This window comes from Streptomyces sp. AM6-12 (assembly GCF_044327085.1).
In the GTDB taxonomy this organism is placed as follows: Bacteria; Actinomycetota; Actinomycetes; order Streptomycetales; family Streptomycetaceae; genus Streptomyces.
In genome coordinates this window covers 3783113-3799293 of the sequence record NZ_JBIQWN010000001.1, presented here as the reverse complement: position 1 = coordinate 3799293, position 16181 = coordinate 3783113, and the positions used below count along the sequence as shown (strand labels likewise).

Here is a 16181-nt window from a genome sequence, read left to right as displayed (position 1 = left end):
CTTCGGCCTCCTACGCCGCGACCAGGTACGAGAACACGGATTCCAGGGACTCGTCCGACGGCGAGACCGTGAGCAACCGGATGCCGTGGTCCCTGGCGACCTTCGGCAGCAGAGCGGTGAAGCGGCCGAAGTCGACGGCCTGGATGCGCAGCGCGCCCTCGGTGTGGTCGACCTCGATGCCTGCGGTGGACGGGTCGGCGATCAGCGCCGCCGCCAGGGCCCGGTCGTCACTGGAGCGCACCAGGTAGCGGTGCGGGCGGTCGGTCATCAGGCGGCGGATCCGGCGGTAGTCGCCGCTGGCCGCGTGCCGTCCGGCGACGACGACCTCGATGTGCCGGGCGAGCTGCTCGACCTCCTCCAGGATGTGCGAGGAGAACAGCACGGTGCGGCCCTCGTCGCCCATCTTCCGCAGCAGGTCCATCAGCTGCATGCGCTGGCGCGGGTCCATGCCGTTGAACGGCTCGTCCAGCAGGAGCAGCGAGGGGTCGTGCACCAGGGCGCTCGCCATCTTCACGCGCTGGCGCATGCCCTTGGAGTACGTGGCGATCCTGCGGTCCTGCGCGTACTCCATCTCGACGGTGGCGAGGGCCCGCTGGGCGGCCTTGTCGCCGAGGCCGTGCAGTTCCGCGTTGGCGACCACGAACTCGCGCCCGGTGAGGAAGTCGTACATCGCCTCCCGCTCGGGGACGATGCCGATGTGCCGGTAGATCCCCTCGTTGCGCCACACCGGCTGCCCGTCGAGGGTGACCGTGCCGGTGGAGGGGGCGAGGAAGCCGCCCATCATGTTGATCAGGGTGGACTTGCCGGCGCCGTTGGGGCCGAGCAGTCCGGTCACGCCGGGTCCGATGGTCATGGTGATGTCGTTGACGGCGACCACGTTGCCGAACCAGCGGGAGACATGGTCGATGCTGAGGGTCGTCACAGTCCCACCTTCTTGTAGCGGCGCACCAGGAGGCCGTAGCCGCCGGCGATCAGTGCGAGGGTGACGAGGACGTAGACGATGCCCTCTCCACTCGAAGGAGCGATGCCTCCGGGGTTTGCGGCGGTGGCGCCCAGGAAGGCGGACTGCACCCCGTCGATCAGGGTGACCGGCGAGAACAGGCCGATCCACGGGATCGCCCCGGAGTGCCCCTGGACCTCCGCGATGCCCTGGAGGGTGGAGACCGCCCCGTAGGTGATGACCAGGACGGCGATCACGGCGGCGATGCCGAAGCCGCGGCGCGGGGTGACGGCGGCGATGACCAGGCCGATGCCGGCGAACAGCAGGGAGAGCAGGGCCACGGCGACCAGTCCCTCGGCGAATTCCTTCGTCTGGTGGGCGAAGCCCAGCTTGGACAGCAGCGCCCCTACGTACATCACCAGCAGGGGAGCGGCGGTGAGGACGAAGATCGCCGAGGCAAGCGCGGCGAACTTGGCGCGCACGTAGTCGGCGGTCTCGATCGGCCGCGAGAAGTACAGCGGCACCGTCTTGAAGCGCAGGTCGCGGGAGACGGCCTGGGGCGCCTGGGAGGCGACGTACAGGCTGATGACCGCCTGGAGCATGATCGCGTACCGGGTGTAGGCGACCGGCAGTTCGTGCGCCTTGGTGGCGACCGCGACGGCGACCATGATGGCGGCGGGCACGCACATGACCGCGAACAGCAGCATGGGCAGCACCTTGGACTTCGCCGAGCGGCCGAGGCCGTAGGCGCCGCGCAGGGACTGCGAGTACAGGGAGCGGCGGGCGTAGGCGCGGCCGAGGCGCGGTCCGTCGTAGCCGCGGTAGCCGATGTCGTGGATCCGGGTCGTCTCGCCCGGAGGCGAGGTCAGGGGCTGCTCAACCGCCATGGCCGAGGGCCTCCTTCCGCTGCTCGTCACCGCTGCCTTCGGCGGCGTCGGTCGTGAAAACCTCGGAGATGTGGTGCCGGCGCTGCTCCATGCGGACCAGGCCGAGTCCGAGGTCGGCGACCACGTCGCGCACCAGGTCGTACGTCTCCTCGCCCGCGGCGGTCAGCAGCAGGATGTGCCCGGCGCCGGGCAGGCCCGCGCCCTCGTGCCGGATCTCCACCCCGCGCTCGCGCAGCGCCTCGCGGACCGCGGCGGTGCCGTCGGGGTGCGTGTCACTGTCGGTGACCTCGATCGCGAGGGTGGTCGTCGTCTGCGTGAAGTCGGTGGTGGAGCTGGAGCGCAGCAGCTTGCCGCCGTCGATGACGACCACGTGGTCGCAGGTCCGCTCCAGTTCGCCCAGCAGGTGCGAGGTGACCAGGACGGAGATGCCGAAGTCGGAGTGGACGCGGCGGATCAGGCCGAGCATCTCGTCGCGGCCGACCGGGTCGAGGCCGTTGGTCGGCTCGTCCAGGAAGACCAGTTTGGGGTCGTGCACCAGGGCCTGCGCGAGCTTCACGCGCTGCTTCATACCGGTGGAGTAGCCGCCGATGGGGCGGTAGCGCTCTTCGTAGAGGCCGACGTGGCGCAGGGTGTCCGCGGTGCGCTCGCGCGCTGCCGTGGGCGGCAGCCCCGACATGCGGGCCATGTGCACGACGAACTCGGTCGCCGAGACGTCCGGCGGCAGGCAGTCGTGCTCCGGCATGTAGCCGACCTGTTCGCGGATGGCGGCACCCTCGGTGGCGATGTCCAGGCCGAGCACCCGGGCACTGCCCTCGGTGGCGGGGGACAGCCCCAGCAGGATTTTGATCAGGGTGGACTTGCCGGCGCCGTTGGCCCCGACGAGTCCGGTCACCCCGGGGCCGATGTCCACGGACAGCCGGTCGAGCGCGGTCACCCGTGGGAACCGCTTGCTCAGGCTTTCGGTCGCGATCACAGTCACCCGGTGAACGGTAGTGATGCCGGCCACGCGGGTCATCAGACCACAGAGCCGTCTTCGCGTCCGCCCCAGGTATTACAGGGCCCTAGGGGCCGCCCATCCCTAGGGGTCACCCGGAGTTGTCCCCGGCCTCCGTCCCCTCCTATTGACGCCACCTCTAACAACTGCGAGATTCTGCCTGTCAAGTTACGAATGCGTACCGCAGCCGACGTGAATCGGCCGGACCACGGGACGAGGCGGCATGACGACGGCAGTGAGCAGTGAACTCCCCACCGAGCTGCGGGGATTCAGAAGGGTGCAGCGCCTCGCCTACGAGTGCGCGGAGGCGGTCGCGGCGCGCCTGGAGCCGGGGGTGACCGAGCGTGCGGCGGCGCGGATGCAGCGGGAGTGGCTGCGCGAGCGCGGGGTGCGGGACTGGTTCCACCTGCCCTTCGCCTGGTTCGGGGACCGTACGGCGTTCGTGAACTTCCGGGTCCCGCTCCAGTTCTTCCCGACCGACCGCGAGCTGGCGCCCGGCATGCCGTTCATCCTGGACATGGCCCCGGTGTTCGAGGGATACACGGCGGACATCGGCTACTCGGGGTCCCTCGGGGTGAACCCCGTACAGGACCGGCTGATGGCCGACCTCGAGGCGCACCGGGAGCTGATCCTGCGCGAGGTGCGCGAGCGGCGCTCCCTGCGCGAGATCTACGAGGACGTGGAGCGGCTGATGGTCCGGCAGGGCTACGCCAACCGGCACCGCGCCTATCCCTTCGGGGTGATCGCCCACAAGGTGGACCGGGTGCGGGAGCGCCGTTGGTCGCCACGTCTCTTCGGATTCGGCGCCCAGTCCCTGAAGGGCCTGGCCTCGGACGCGCTGCACGGCCACCGCGAGGGCTGGTCGCCGCTGTGGTCGCCGTACCGCTTCTCGGACCATCCGCCGCGGCCGGGCCTGTGGGCGGTGGAACCGCACCTGGGCTTCAGGGGCACGGGGGCGAAGTTCGAGGAGATCCTCGTGGTCACCGACTCGAAGGACCCCGAGGAGAGCGCGTTCTGGCTGGATGACGACCTGCCGCACGTGCGGCGCTGGGCGGAGGAGAAGTGACGACGCTGAAGGGTGCGCGCGAGCGCACGGTACGGACCGGCGGAATCGAACTGTGCGTGGCCGAACTGGGCGACCCGCGGCAGCCGACGGTGGTCCTGGTGCACGGCTATCCGGACAGCAAGGAGGTGTGGTCCGAGATCGCCCCGCGCCTCGCCGAGCGCTTCCATGTGGTCCTGTACGACGTCCGGGGCCACGGCCGCTCCACCGCACCGCGGCCGTTGCGCGGCGGGTTCACGCTGGCCAAGCTCACGGACGACTTCCTGGCCGTGGTGGACGCGGTGAGCCCAAAGAGCCCGGTGCATCTCGTCGGCCACGACTGGGGCTCGGTGCAGTCCTGGGAGTTCGTCACGGTCGGCCGCACCGAGGGCCGTATCGCCTCCTTCACCACCATCTCCGGGCCGTCCCTGGACCACTTCGGGCACTGGATCAACGACCGCCTGAAGCGCCCGACGCCCCGCCGCCTGGCCCAACTGCTCGGCCAGGGCGCCAAGTCCTGGTACGTGGGCATACTGCACACCCCGGCCCTGCCGGAGCTGGCCTGGCGCGGCCCGCTCGGCAAGCACTGGCCGAGGCTCCTGGAGCGGACCGAGGGCGTCCCCACCGGTGACTACCCGACCGCCTCCCTGCCCACCGACGCGGCCCACGGCGCCTGGCTGTACCGGGACAACGTGCGCCCACGGCTACGCCACCCCCGCTCGGACGCGTTCGCGCACGCGCCGGTGCAGCTGATCACGCCCCAGGGCGACGCGTTCCTGTCCGAGCGGCTCTACGACGACCTGGACCGCTGGGTGCCCCAGCTGACCCGGCGCACGCTCCCGGCCAAGCACTGGGCGCCGCGGACCCGGCCCGACCAGCTGACCGCCTGGATCGAGGAGTTCATCGTGTCGGTGGAGGGCGGCCGACCCGAGCCGGGGGCGACCGGGCCCCACGCGGCGCGGTTCGGCGGGCAACTGGTGCTGATCACCGGCGCGGGCAGCGGGATCGGCCGGGCGACGGCGTTCGCGTTCGCGGAGGCGGGCGCGCGGCTGGTGGCCGTCGACCGGGACGCGGAGGCGGCGGCCCGCACGGCGGAGCTCGCCCGGCTGATCGGCGCGCCCGAGGCCTGGGCCGAGACGGCGGACGTCTCCGACGAGCAGGCCATGGAGAAGCTGGCCGAGCGGGTCCACCGGGCATACGGCGTGCTGGACGTGCTGGTCAACAACGCGGGCATCGGCCTGTCCGGGTCCTTCTTCGCCACGACCACCGAGGACTGGCGCAAGGTCCTCGACGTCAACCTCTGGGGCGTGATCCACGGCTGCCGGCTGTTCGGGGCGCGGATGGCCGAGCGGGGCCAGGGCGGTCACATCGTCAACATCGCCTCTGCCGCCGCCTTCCAGCCCTCCCGCGTCCTGCCCGCCTACAGCACCTCCAAGGCGGCGGTCCTCATGCTCTCCGAGTGCCTGCGCGCCGAACTGGCCTCGCAGTCCATCGGTGTCACGGCGATCTGCCCCGGCATCGTCAACACGAACATCACGTCCACGGCACGCTTCGCGGGTGCCGACGCGGCCGAGGAGCGCCGACTCCAGAAGAACTCCGCCCGCCTGTACGGCCTGCGCAACTACCCCCCGGAGAAGGTGGCTTCGGCGATCCTGGACGCGGTGGTCCACAACCGCCCGGTGGTCCCGGTGACACCGGAGGCGCGGGGCGCGCACTTCCTGTCGCGGGTGATGCCAGGGGCGCTGCGCCGGCTGGCGCGGGTGGAGCCGAAAGTGTGAGCTGGGTGGGGGTGCTGGGGGGCGCGGGCCGGGTGTGCGTGGGTGTATGCGTGCGTGCGTGCGTTCGTGCCGGGGTGCGTGCCCGACGGTCGTGGTCCCCAACACCCCCATTGTGGGAATCAGTTGTCCACAACCTCGCCAATCCCCTTGTGGATAACCGGGGTTGTCTGTGGATCAAACCTGTCCGCGGAAAACAACCTGCGTGATCCGCGTCTCTCGCCCACCCTGAACCCATGGACGAAAGACGCATGGTCAAGGTCTCCAAGTACCTCTCCCGGCACCTCCGCCACCAGCCGGCCCGCATCGGCCTCACCCCCGACCCCGCGGGCTGGGTGGACATCGACACCCTGATCACCGCGGCGACCGAGCACGGCTTCCCCCTCACCCGCGAGGAACTCGACCAGGTCGTCGCCACCAACGACAAACAGCGCTTCACGATCGACGGCACCCGGATCCGCGCCAACCAGGGCCACACCATCTCCGTGGACCTGGGCCTGCCACCGGCCGTTCCACCGCCGTACCTCTACCACGGCACGCACCCCCGTGCCCTGGAGTCCATCCGGGCCACCGGTCTGAAACCCATGGACCGGCACGCCGTGCACCTCTCCCCCGACCGCGACACCGCCACCCGCGTCGGCGCCCGCCGGGGCCGCCCCGTCGTCCTCGTGGTCGACGCCGGCGCCATGCACCGCGATGGCCATGTATTCCACGTCAGCGCCAACGGCGTCTGGCTGACCGCCGCCGTTCCCCCGCGCTACCTGCGCTTCCCCGGCCCCCGCTGACCGCGCCCGCGCCCCCTCGCCCCACCGCTTACCCTCGAACGCATGAGTCTGCGTCTGAGCACCGTGATCCTGCCGTACCGCCGCTGGCACGAGGGTGGCCGCGCCACCTGGGTGCGCGCCGAGCAGCTCGGCTTCCACACGGCGTACACCTACGACCACCTGTCCTGGCGCAGCTTCCGCGACGGCCCCTGGTTCGGTGCCGTCCCCACCCTGACCGCCGCCGCGGCCGCCACCGAGCGGCTCCGCCTCGGCACCCTGGTCACCTCCCCGAACTTCCGCCACCCGGTCACCCTCGCCAAGGAACTGATCTCCCTGGACGACGTCTCCGGCGGCCGGATCACTCTGGGCATCGGCGCCGGCGGCACCGGTTTCGACGCCACCGCCCTCGGCCAGGACCCGTGGACCCCGCGCGAGCGCGCCGACCGGTTCGCCGAGTTCGTGCCGCTGCTCGACCGGCTGCTGAGCGAGGACGCGGTGACGTACGAGGGCCGCTTCTACTCGGCGGACGAGGCACGCAACATCCCGGGCTGCGTCCAGCGCCCCCGGCTGCCGTTCGCCGTCGCCGCCACCGGCCCGCGCGGGCTGCGGCTCGCCGCGCGCCACGGTCAGGCATGGGTGACCACGGGCGACCCGAAGCTGTACGAGACGGGCACCCCGGAGCAGTCGGTCGAGGCGCTGCGCGGACAGCTCGACCGGCTGTCCGCGGCCTGCGCGGAGGTCAGCCGGGACGCCGCCGGCATGGAGAAGATCCTGCTCACCGGCTTTACTCCGGACCGTGGCCGCCCGCTCGGCTCGCTCGACGCGTTCGTGGACTTCGCCGGCCGCCACCGGGACCTCGGCTTCACCGAGATCGTCCTGCACTGGCCCATCCCGGACTCCGACTTCGCCGCGGACGAGAAGGTCTTCGAGCGGATCGCCATGGAGGGCCTCGCCCAGCTGGGCTGAGGTGTCCGGGACGACTCGTGGGACGGCAGGGGCACCTGGAGCGTCATCTGTGTCTCATCTGTGCACAGTTCCGCACGCCCGTGCGGGCATATGCGCGAGAATGACCGGATGACCTCAGCGACCAGGCAACCAGGGACCCCCGCCGCCGCGATCCGCCCGCGGCTGATCGCCACCGACCTCGACGGCACCCTGCTGGGCGACGACAAGTCGGTCTCCCCGCGGACCGTCGCCGCCCTGGCCGCCGCCGAGCAGGCGGGCATCGAGGTCTTCTTCGTCACCGGCCGCCCGGCCCGCTGGATGGACGTCGTCAGCGACCATGTCCACGGCCACGGGCTGGCCATCTGCGGCAACGGCGCCGCCGTGGTCGACCTGCACGGCGGTCCCGGCGCCCACCGGTTCACCAAGGTGCGCGAGCTGGCCCGCGCCAACGCCCTGGACGCCGTCCGGCTGCTGCGCCAGGCCGCGCCCGGCACGGTGTTCGCGGTCGAGCAGACCTACGGCTTCCACCAGGAGCCCGCCTATCCCCGGCTGCACATGGAGGTGCCGGGCCACCGGCTGCCCGCGGAGGAACTGCTCGCGCCGGACGGGCCGACCGCCGCACAGCCCGTGCTCAAGATCCTCGCCCACCACCCCACCCTGGACCCCGACGCCTTCCTCACCCTGGCCCGCCTGGCCGTCGGCGAGCGCGCCACGGTCACCCGGTCCAGCCCCAGCGCCCTGCTGGAACTCAGCGGCCCCGGCGTCTCCAAGGCCAGCACCCTCGCCCTGTGCTGCGCCGAGCGCGGCATCTCGCACGAGGAGGTCGTCGCCTTCGGGGACATGCCCAACGACATCGAGATGCTGACCTGGGCCGGGCAGTCGTACGCCATGGGCAACGCCCATCCCGACGCGGTCGCCGCCGCCTCCGGCCGCACCGCCGCCAACACGGAGGACGGCGTGGCGATCGTGATCGAGCGCCTGCTCGCCCAGTACGGCTAGAGCGGCGCGACCGCGGGTGGGCGCGTCCGCCATGTCACCGTCCGCCGGGTCGCCCGGTCCCCCGGCGGGGCCTCGGGCGTCACCGGGCTCCGACCAGTGACTCCGTCTCCGCCTCGCGGCGCAGCAGCGCGCGCAGCGGACCGTCCACCGCGGCCAGTTCCGCGTAGGGGCCCCGCTGGACGACGCGGCCCGCGTCGAGCACCAGCACCTCGTCCACCTCGTCGAGACCGGCGAGCCGGTGGGTGATCAGCAGTGTCGTACGGCCCTCGGTGGCGGCCAGCAGATCGGCGGTGAGGGCGTCGGCCGTCGGCAGGTCCAGGTGTTCGGCCGGCTCGTCCAGGACCAGCACGGGGAAGTCGGCGAGCAGCGCGCGGGCCAGCGCGAGGCGCTGCCGCTGGCCGCCGGACAGCCGGGCCCCGTGCTCGCCGACCAGCGTGTCCAGGCCGTCGGGCAGTCCGTCCACCCAGTCGAGCAGCCGGGCCCGCGCCAGCGCCCCGCGCAGTTCGGCCTCGGTCGCGCCCTTCCTGGCCAGCAGCAGGTTCTCCCGCACCGAGCTGTCGAAGAGGTGCGCGTCCTGGGCGCACAGCCCGACCAGCCGCCGCACGTCGTCGCCGGACAGCTCGCGGGCGTCCACCCCGGCGAGGGTGTAGGAGCCAGAGCACGGATCGAGGAAGCGCAGCAGCACCTGGGCGAGGGTCGTCTTGCCGGCTCCCGAGGCCCCCACCACGGCGATCCGGCGGCCCCGCTCCAGCGTCAGATCGAGCCCGGCCAGCGCCTCCTCGCGCTGGCCCTCGTGCCGCGCGGCCAGCCCCTTGAGGATCACCGGGAACGGCGTCGCGGGGGCCTGCCGGGGCCGCTCGGGCTCGCGCACCGGCTCCGGCGCGTCCAGCACCTCGCGCACCCGCTCCGCGCTGCGCCGCACCCGCTGCCGGTGACGGACGGCGAGCGGCATCCCGAGTACGGCCTCGAACGCGGCCAGCGGGGTGAGGACGACGACGGCCAGCGCGACGCCGCCGAGCCGCCCCGCCACCACCGCCTGGACGCCGAACATCGCCATGGCCGTCACGGTCAGGCCCGAGACCAGCGCGGTGAGCCCGTCGCCGAGCGCGGTGACGGCGGCGGCGCGGGAGGCGATCCGGGTCAGCGCCCGGTCCGCCCGCCGGGCCGCGCCGGCACGGGCGGGCAGTGCGCCGGCCACGGTCAGTTCGGCGGTGCCGGTGAGCAGGTCGGTGACGCGGGTCGCGAGTTCACCGCGGGCGGGTGCCAGCCGGCGTTCGGTGTGCCGGGCCGCGGCCGCGGTGACCAGGGGCACACCGGCCCCGGCCACGAGCAGGCCCACCGCGAGGGCGGCGCCCGCCTCGGGGAGCAGCCAGGCCGTGCAGCCGACAGTCGCTCCGGAGACGAGCAGGGCGACGGCGGCGGGCAGCAGCCAGCGCAGCCAGTAGTCCTGGAGCTCGTCCACGTCCGCGACCAGGCGGGTCAGCAGATCACCGCGGCGGGCGTTGCGCAGCCCGGCGGGCGCCAGGCGCTCCAGACGCCGGTAGACGGCGACACGGGTGTCGGCGAGCATCCGCAGCACGGCATCGTGCGAGACCAGCCGCTCGGCATAGCGGAACACCGCCCGCCCGATCCCGAACGCCCGCGTCGCCGTCACCGCCACCATCAGGTACAGCACCGGCGGCTGCTGCGACGCCCTCGAGATCAGCCACCCCGAGGTCGCCATCAGCCCCACGGCACTCCCGAGCGCGAGACTCCCCAACACCATCGCAAGCACCAACCGCCCCCGCCGGGCCCCGGCGAGCCCCCGGACCCAGCCGAGGGGGCTGCGGGTGCGGTCTGCCGCCTCGGGCGAGCCGGACACCGGCGACGGCTCGAGGGACCCGGTGGCCAGTGCCTCGGGGTCACCTTCCAGTGCCGGGTTTCGGGTGGCGGGTGGGCGAGGGCGGGGGTCCAGGGAGCGGGGCCCCCTGGCGGGCCCGGTGTCCCTACCCGCACGCGTCGGGCAGGAGCCGGCGGGCTCCAGTCGTACGACCCTGTCGGCCACCTCCAGCAGCGCGGGCCGGTGCACGACCACCAGCACCGTGCGGCCCACCGTGAGCCGCCGTACCGCCGAGACGACCTCCGCCTCGGTCACCCCGTCCAACGCCGCCGTCGGCTCGTCCAGCACCAGCAGCGGCCGATCCGACAGAAACGCCCGCGCCAACACCAGCCGCTGCCGCTGCCCCGCCGAGAGCCCCGCCCCGTCCTCCCCGAGCACCGTGCCGGCCCCCTCCGGCAGCGCGTCCACGAAGTCCAGCGCCCCCGCGTCCCGCAACGCCGCCCGCACCGCGCCCTCGTCCGCGTCCGGGCGCGCCAGCCGCACGTTCTCCGCGATCGTCCCGGCGTACAGATGCGGTCGCTGCGGCACCCAGGCGATCCGCGACCGCCACTGAGCGAGATCCAGCTCGGCAAGGTCCACGCCGCCGACCCGCACCCGTCCCGCGGCGGGCCGTGCGAAACCCAGCAGGACGTTCAGGAGCGTGGTCTTGCCCACCCCGCTCGGCCCGACCAGCGCCACGGTCTCGCCGGGCTCCACGGTGAACGACACCTCGCTCACCGCGTCCGCGGACCGTCCGGGATACCGCACCGTGACCGACTCGAAGGCCACCGCCCCCGACGGCACCGCACCGGTCCCGGACACCGGCACCGGCGTCTCCAGCACCTCGAAGATCTCCTCCGCGGCGGCCAGCCCTTCCGCCGCCGCGTGGTACTGCGCCCCCACCTGACGCAGCGGCAGATACGCCTCCGGCGCCAGCACCAGGATCACCAGCCCGATGTACAGATCCATGTCGCCGTGGACCAGCCGCATGCCGATGGTCACGGCCACCAGCGCCACCGACAGCGTGGCCAGCAGCTCCAGCGCGAAGGAGGAGATGAAGGCGATCCGCAGGGTCCGCATGGTCGCCTGGCGGTACTCGCCGGTGATCCGCCGGATGGACTCGGCCTGCGCCTTGGCCCGGCCGAACACCTTCAGCGTGGGCAGCCCCGCGACCACGTCCAGGAAGTGGCCGGACAGCCGGGACAGCAGCCGCCACTGCCGGTCCGTCCGCGCCTGCGTGGCCCAGCCGATCAGCATCATGAACAGCGGGATGAGGGGCAGGGTGGCGACGATGATCGCCGCCGACAACCAGTCCTCGGTGACGATCCGCGCCAGCACCGCCACCGGCACCACCACCGCGAGCCCCAGCTGCGGCAGATAGCGCGAGAAGTAGTCGTCGAGGGCGTCGACCCCGCGTGTGGCCAGGTTGACCAGCGAGCCGGTACGCCGGTCGCCGAGCCATCCGGGACCGAGCGCAGCCGCCCGCTCCAGCAGCCGGCCCCGCAGCTCCGACTTCACCGCCGCGCTCGCGTGGTGGGCGGCGCGTTCGGTGAGCCATGCGACCAGGGCCCTCGCCACCGCCACCGCCACCAACAGCAGCAGGGGAGTGGTCAGTTCGGCGAGGGAGCGCCCGTGCTGGAAGGCGCCGACGACCACCTCGGCAATGAGCATCGCCTGGGCGATGACGAGTCCGGCGCCGACGGCGCCCAGGGCGACGACCGCCACCAGGAAGAGGCGGGTGGCGCGGGCGTACCGCAGCAGACGGGGATCGACTGGTTTCACGTGAAACAGGCCCTTCGGTCCAGAGGGTGTGTTTCACGTGAAACACACCCCCGGCGGACTCAGTGCGCGGGTTCGGCGATGTGCTGCGTGCCGATCCGCTTGCGGAACACCCAGTAGGTCCAGCCCTGATAGAGCACGACGAACGGGGTGGCGATCGCCGCCAGCCAGGTCATGATCTTCAGGGTGTACGGGCTGGACGAGGCGTTGCTGACCGTCAGGCTCCACTCCGGGTTGAGGGTGGACGGCATGACGTTCGGAAAGAGCGACAGAAAGAGCATCGCCACGGCCGCCACGATGGTGAGGCCGGACAGGGTGAACGCCCATCCCTCGCGCCCGAGTTGATTGGCGGCCAGCGCGCCCACCAAGGCCACGACCGCCGCGACGAGGGCGACGAGGCTCTTGCCGTCCCCGCTGTCGGCCTGCGTCCACAGCAGGAAGCCCACCGCCAGCACGGCCGCGACGAGACCGGCCCACAGGGCGAGCTGCCGTGCCCGCCCCCGGATGTCGCCGACCGTCTTGAGCGCGGTGAACACCGCCCCGTGGAAGGTGAACAGGGTGAGCGTCACCAGCCCGCCGAGCAGGGCGTAGGGGTTGAGCAGGTCCCAGACGCTGCCGACGTACTCGAAGTGCCGGTCGATCTTGACACCCCGCACGATGTTCCCGAAGGCCACGCCCCACAGGAACGCCGGGAGCACGGAGGTCCAGAAGATCGCCGTCTCCCAGTTGCGCTGCCAGTTCTCCTCGGGCCGCTTCGCCCGGTACTCGAAGGCCACGCCCCGCACGATCAGGCAGACCAGGATGGCCAGCAGGGGCAGATAGAAGCCGGAGAAGAGGGTGGCGTACCACTCGGGGAAGGCGGCGAAGGTCCCGGCGCCCGCCGTGAGCAGCCACACCTCGTTGCCGTCCCAGACGGGCCCGATGGTGTTGATGAGCACCCGGCGCTCGGACCGGTCGCGGGCCAGCAGCTTGGTGAGGATGCCGACCCCGAAGTCGAAGCCCTCCAGGAAGAAGTAGCCGGTCCACAGGACGGCGATCAGGACGAACCAGACGTCGTGAAGTTCCATGACTGTTCCCTCGGCCTAGTACGAGAAGGCCATCGGCTTGTCGGCGCCACGGGTGTCGCCGCCGATCTTCGTGGGCGGGTTGAGGTCGTCCTCGGTCAGCTCGGGCGGGCCGGCCTTGATGTACTTCGCGAGCAGCTTGACCTCGACCACCGCGAGGACCGCGTACAGCGAGGTGAAGACGATCATCGAGGTGAGGACCTCGCCCTGGGAGACGCCGGGGGAGACCGCGTCCCTGGTTTGCAGCACGCCGTAGACGACCCACGGCTGGCGGCCCGTCTCGGTGAAGATCCAGCCCCAGGAGTTGGCGATCAGCGGGAAGGCCATGGTCCAGGTCGCGATGCGCCAGTACCAGGGCGTCAGCCGGGAACCGAGCGCCTTCTTGCGGAACAGCACCAGGTGCGGCACCTCGTCCTCGCCGACGCGCAGGTGCTCCGGCAGCATGAACTTCTTGCGGGTCAGCCAGAGCCCGGCCAGGCCGATGGCGAAGGACGCCATGCCGAAGCCGATCATCCAGCGGAAGCCCCAGAAGGCCACGGGGATGTTGGGCCGGTAGTCGCCGGGCCCGAACTTCTGCTGCTCGGCCTTGTTGACGTCGTTGATCCCGGGGACCTCCGACGAGAAGTTGTCGTTGGCGAGGAAGGAGAGCAGGCCGGGTATCTCGATCGCGACCGTGTTGTGGCCCTTCTCCACATCGCCGTAGGCGAAGATCGAGAACGGCGCCGGCTTCTGGCCGTCCCACAGCGCCTCGGCGGCGGCCATCTTCATCGGCTGCTGCTTGAACATGACCTTGCCGAGGGTGTCGCCGCTGACCGCGGTGAGCATGCCGGCGATGACCACGGTGATCAGACCGAGCCGGAGCGAGGTCTTCATCTCGCGGATGTGCTTCTTGCGGGCCAGGTGGTAGGCGGAGATGCCGACCATGAAGGCGCCACCGGTGAGGAACGCGGCGGTCAGCGTGTGGAAGGCCTGGCTCAGCGCGGTGTTCTGGGTGAGCACCGCCAGGAAGTCGGTGAGCTCGGCGCGCCCCTTGGCCTTGTCGATCTTGTAGCCGACCGGGTGCTGCATCCAGGAGTTGGCCGCGAGGATGAAGTACGCCGACAGGATCGTGCCGATCGAGACCATCCAGATGCAGGCCAGGTGGATCCTCTTCGGGAGCTTGTCCCAGCCGAAGATCCACAGCCCGATGAACGTGGACTCGAAGAAGAACGCGATCAGGGCCTCGAAGGCGAGCGGGGCACCGAAGATGTCACCGACGAAGCGCGAGTAGTCGGACCAGTTCATGCCGAACTGGAACTCCTGCACGATGCCGGTGACCACGCCCATCGCGATGTTGATCAGAAAGAGCTTGCCCCAGAACTTCGTCGCCCTGAGGTACTTCTCCTTCTCCGTGCGCACCCAGGCCGTCTGCAACCCGGCCGTGAGGGCGGCCAGGGAGATCGTCAGCGGGACGAACAGGAAGTGGTAGACGGTCGTGATGCCGAACTGCCAGCGCGCCAGCGTCTCCGGCGCCAAAGCCAGGTCCACGTCGTCACTCTCCTTACTGCGCCGTGGTACTGCGGCGATTCGCCCCGTATGTCACCTACAAACGGGGCAAACGGGACGCGCTTGTGAACGCGTTCACATTCACAAGCCATTATGGCGCACTGGTTTTCGGCCAGGAAGTCCGGGGTCGTTCCCTTGCCCCGCAGTCAAGATCCCGGACGTCCCCGAGAGGCCCCTCCGCAGGGGCCGTCCCGCAGGCATGGATCTCCGGACCGTGGGTAACCCCCGCCGTGAGCAGCGGAGATGTCGACGATGTCCCGTTTCACGTGAAACGGGCGCCCGGCAGAGCCGGGCGCCCGTGGTCGTCTCCGGTGTGAGCCGGATTACAGCTGCTTCATGAGGCGGACGACAGGTGCCTCGTGAGCAGGATTACAGCTCCTTGCGGAAAGCCTCCGCCACCTTCAGGAAGATGTCGTTCGCCTCGGCCTCGCCGATCGTGACCCTGGCACCCTCGCCCGCGAACGGCCGGACCACGACACCGTGCTCCTCGCAGACCTGTGCGAACGCCGTCGTACGGTCCCCGAGCCGCATCCACACGAAGTTGGCCTGGGTCTCCGGCACCGTCCAGCCCTGCGCGCGCAGCGCGTCGACCACGCGGTTGCGCTCGCAGACCAGCGAGCCGACCCGGCCCAGCAGCTCGTCCTCGGCGCGCAGCGAGGCGATCGCCGCTTCCTGCGCCAGCTGGCTCACACCGAACGGCACCGCCGTCTTGCGCAGCGCGGCGGCCACCGGCTCATGGGCGATCGCGAAACCGACGCGCAGCCCGGCGAGGCCGTACGCCTTGGAGAAGGTCCGCAGGACGCAGACGTTGGGCCGCTCCCGGTACAGCTCGACGCCGTCGGGCACCTCGGGGTCGCGGATGAACTCCCGGTAGGCCTCGTCCAGCACCACCAGGACGTCCTTCGGCACCCGGTCCAGGAAGCGCTCCAGCTCGGCCCGCCGCACCACGGTGCCGGTCGGGTTGTTCGGATTGCAGACGAAGATCAGCCGCGTCCGGTCGGTGATCGCCTCCGCCATCGCGTCCAGGTCGTGCACATCGCCGGGCGTGAGCGGCACCTGGACCGAGCGGGCCCCACTGATCTGCGTGATGATCGGGTACGCCTCGAAGGACCGCCAGGCGTAGATCACCTCGTCGCCGGGACCGCTGGTGGCCTGGATCAGCTGCTGGGCGACACCCACCGAGCCCGTGCCGGTGGCCACATGGGCGGCCGGCACCCCGAAGCGCTCCGCCAGCTCCTCCGTCAGAGCGGTACAGGCCATGTCGGGGTAGCGGTTGAAGGAGGCGGCGGCCGCGGTCACGCTCTCCAGCACACCGGGCAGCGGCGGGTACGGGTTCTCGTTCGAGGACAGCTTGTACGCGACCGGTCCCCCGGACGCGGCCGGCTTGCCCGGCTTGTAGGTGGGGATACCCGCCAGCTCCGCGCGCAGCTTGGGGCTCGTCTCGCTCACCGCAGTCCTCCTCGCGACCCCCGGCGGACCGTCGACGCCGCCGGCTTCCAATACTGCTCACCATATGAGGATTCGGCTGCCCTGAGTACTGGCCATGGGCAAAGCTCTCGGGCCCCCGTCGCAACAAGGGCATCACCGGG

Annotated in this window: 12 protein-coding genes; 5 read left to right on the top strand and 7 right to left on the bottom strand. The window is 71.4% G+C overall.

The features are described 5' to 3' along the window. Window positions 1-10: 10 nt before the first annotated feature. Genes ACE4Q9_RS17125 through ACE4Q9_RS17115 form a run of 3 tightly spaced genes read right to left on the bottom strand, consistent with a single transcriptional unit; the run spans window position 11 to window position 2800 of the window. Window positions 11-922, bottom strand: a complete 912-nt coding sequence (locus tag ACE4Q9_RS17125; protein WP_397985103.1) for an ABC transporter ATP-binding protein — start codon at window positions 920-922, stop codon at window positions 11-13. Next, entirely contained in the window at window positions 919-1827 is a 909-nt protein-coding gene (locus ACE4Q9_RS17120; protein ID WP_397985102.1) for an ABC transporter permease, read from the bottom strand. Before ACE4Q9_RS17120 ends, ACE4Q9_RS17125 begins: the two co-directional genes overlap by 4 nt. After that, window positions 1817-2800 carry an ABC transporter ATP-binding protein gene (locus tag ACE4Q9_RS17115; RefSeq protein ID WP_397987244.1) on the bottom strand — a complete coding sequence of 328 codons (984 nt, stop codon included), beginning with the start codon at window positions 2798-2800 and terminating at the stop codon, window positions 1817-1819. Before ACE4Q9_RS17115 ends, ACE4Q9_RS17120 begins: the two co-directional genes overlap by 11 nt. Before the next feature lie 244 nt (window positions 2801-3044). On the opposite strand from ACE4Q9_RS17115, the gene ACE4Q9_RS17110 reads away from it, so the two are divergent. From ACE4Q9_RS17110 to ACE4Q9_RS17090, 5 genes are all read left to right on the top strand, one after another. Beyond that, a complete protein-coding gene (locus ACE4Q9_RS17110) occupies window positions 3045-3887 on the top strand; it encodes a M24 family metallopeptidase (RefSeq protein WP_397985101.1) in 843 nt (280 codons plus the stop codon). Continuing rightward, complete coding sequence (locus ACE4Q9_RS17105; RefSeq protein WP_397985100.1) at window positions 3884-5641, top strand: SDR family oxidoreductase; 1758 nt, start codon at window positions 3884-3886, stop codon at window positions 5639-5641. The genes ACE4Q9_RS17110 and ACE4Q9_RS17105 overlap by 4 nt, the downstream gene beginning before the upstream one ends. A 233-nt stretch (window positions 5642-5874) precedes the next feature. Next, window positions 5875-6423 carry an RNA 2'-phosphotransferase gene (locus ACE4Q9_RS17100; RefSeq protein ID WP_397985099.1) on the top strand — a complete coding sequence of 183 codons (549 nt, stop codon included), beginning with the start codon at window positions 5875-5877 and terminating at the stop codon, window positions 6421-6423. Window positions 6424-6465: 42 nt separating this feature from the next. Next, the gene (locus ACE4Q9_RS17095) at window positions 6466-7368 is read left to right on the top strand and encodes an LLM class flavin-dependent oxidoreductase (protein ID WP_397985098.1); all 903 of its coding nucleotides are present in this window, start codon (window positions 6466-6468) and stop codon (window positions 7366-7368) included. A gap of 90 nt (window positions 7369-7458) precedes the next feature. Then, window positions 7459-8346, top strand: a complete 888-nt coding sequence (locus tag ACE4Q9_RS17090) for an HAD family hydrolase (protein ID WP_397985097.1) — start codon at window positions 7459-7461, stop codon at window positions 8344-8346. A gap of 79 nt (window positions 8347-8425) precedes the next feature. On the opposite strand, the gene cydD is transcribed toward ACE4Q9_RS17090, so the two are convergent. From cydD to hisC, 4 genes are all read right to left on the bottom strand, one after another. Then, window positions 8426-11986 (bottom strand): thiol reductant ABC exporter subunit CydD, encoded by a 3561-nt coding sequence (cydD, locus tag ACE4Q9_RS17085; RefSeq protein ID WP_397985096.1) that lies wholly within the window; start codon window positions 11984-11986, stop codon window positions 8426-8428. A gap of 59 nt (window positions 11987-12045) precedes the next feature. After that, window positions 12046-13050, bottom strand: coding sequence for a cytochrome d ubiquinol oxidase subunit II (gene cydB, locus ACE4Q9_RS17080; protein ID WP_397985095.1), 1005 nt, complete (start codon window positions 13048-13050; stop codon window positions 12046-12048). 15 nt (window positions 13051-13065) lie between these two features. Then, window positions 13066-14574 (bottom strand): cytochrome ubiquinol oxidase subunit I, encoded by a 1509-nt coding sequence (locus ACE4Q9_RS17075; RefSeq protein ID WP_397985094.1) that lies wholly within the window; start codon window positions 14572-14574, stop codon window positions 13066-13068. 387 nt (window positions 14575-14961) lie between these two features. Continuing rightward, on the bottom strand, window positions 14962-16041 hold the full coding sequence (gene hisC, locus ACE4Q9_RS17070; RefSeq protein WP_397985093.1) for a histidinol-phosphate transaminase: 1080 nt from the start codon (window positions 16039-16041) through the stop codon (window positions 14962-14964). Between the last annotated feature and the right edge of the window lie 140 nt (window positions 16042-16181).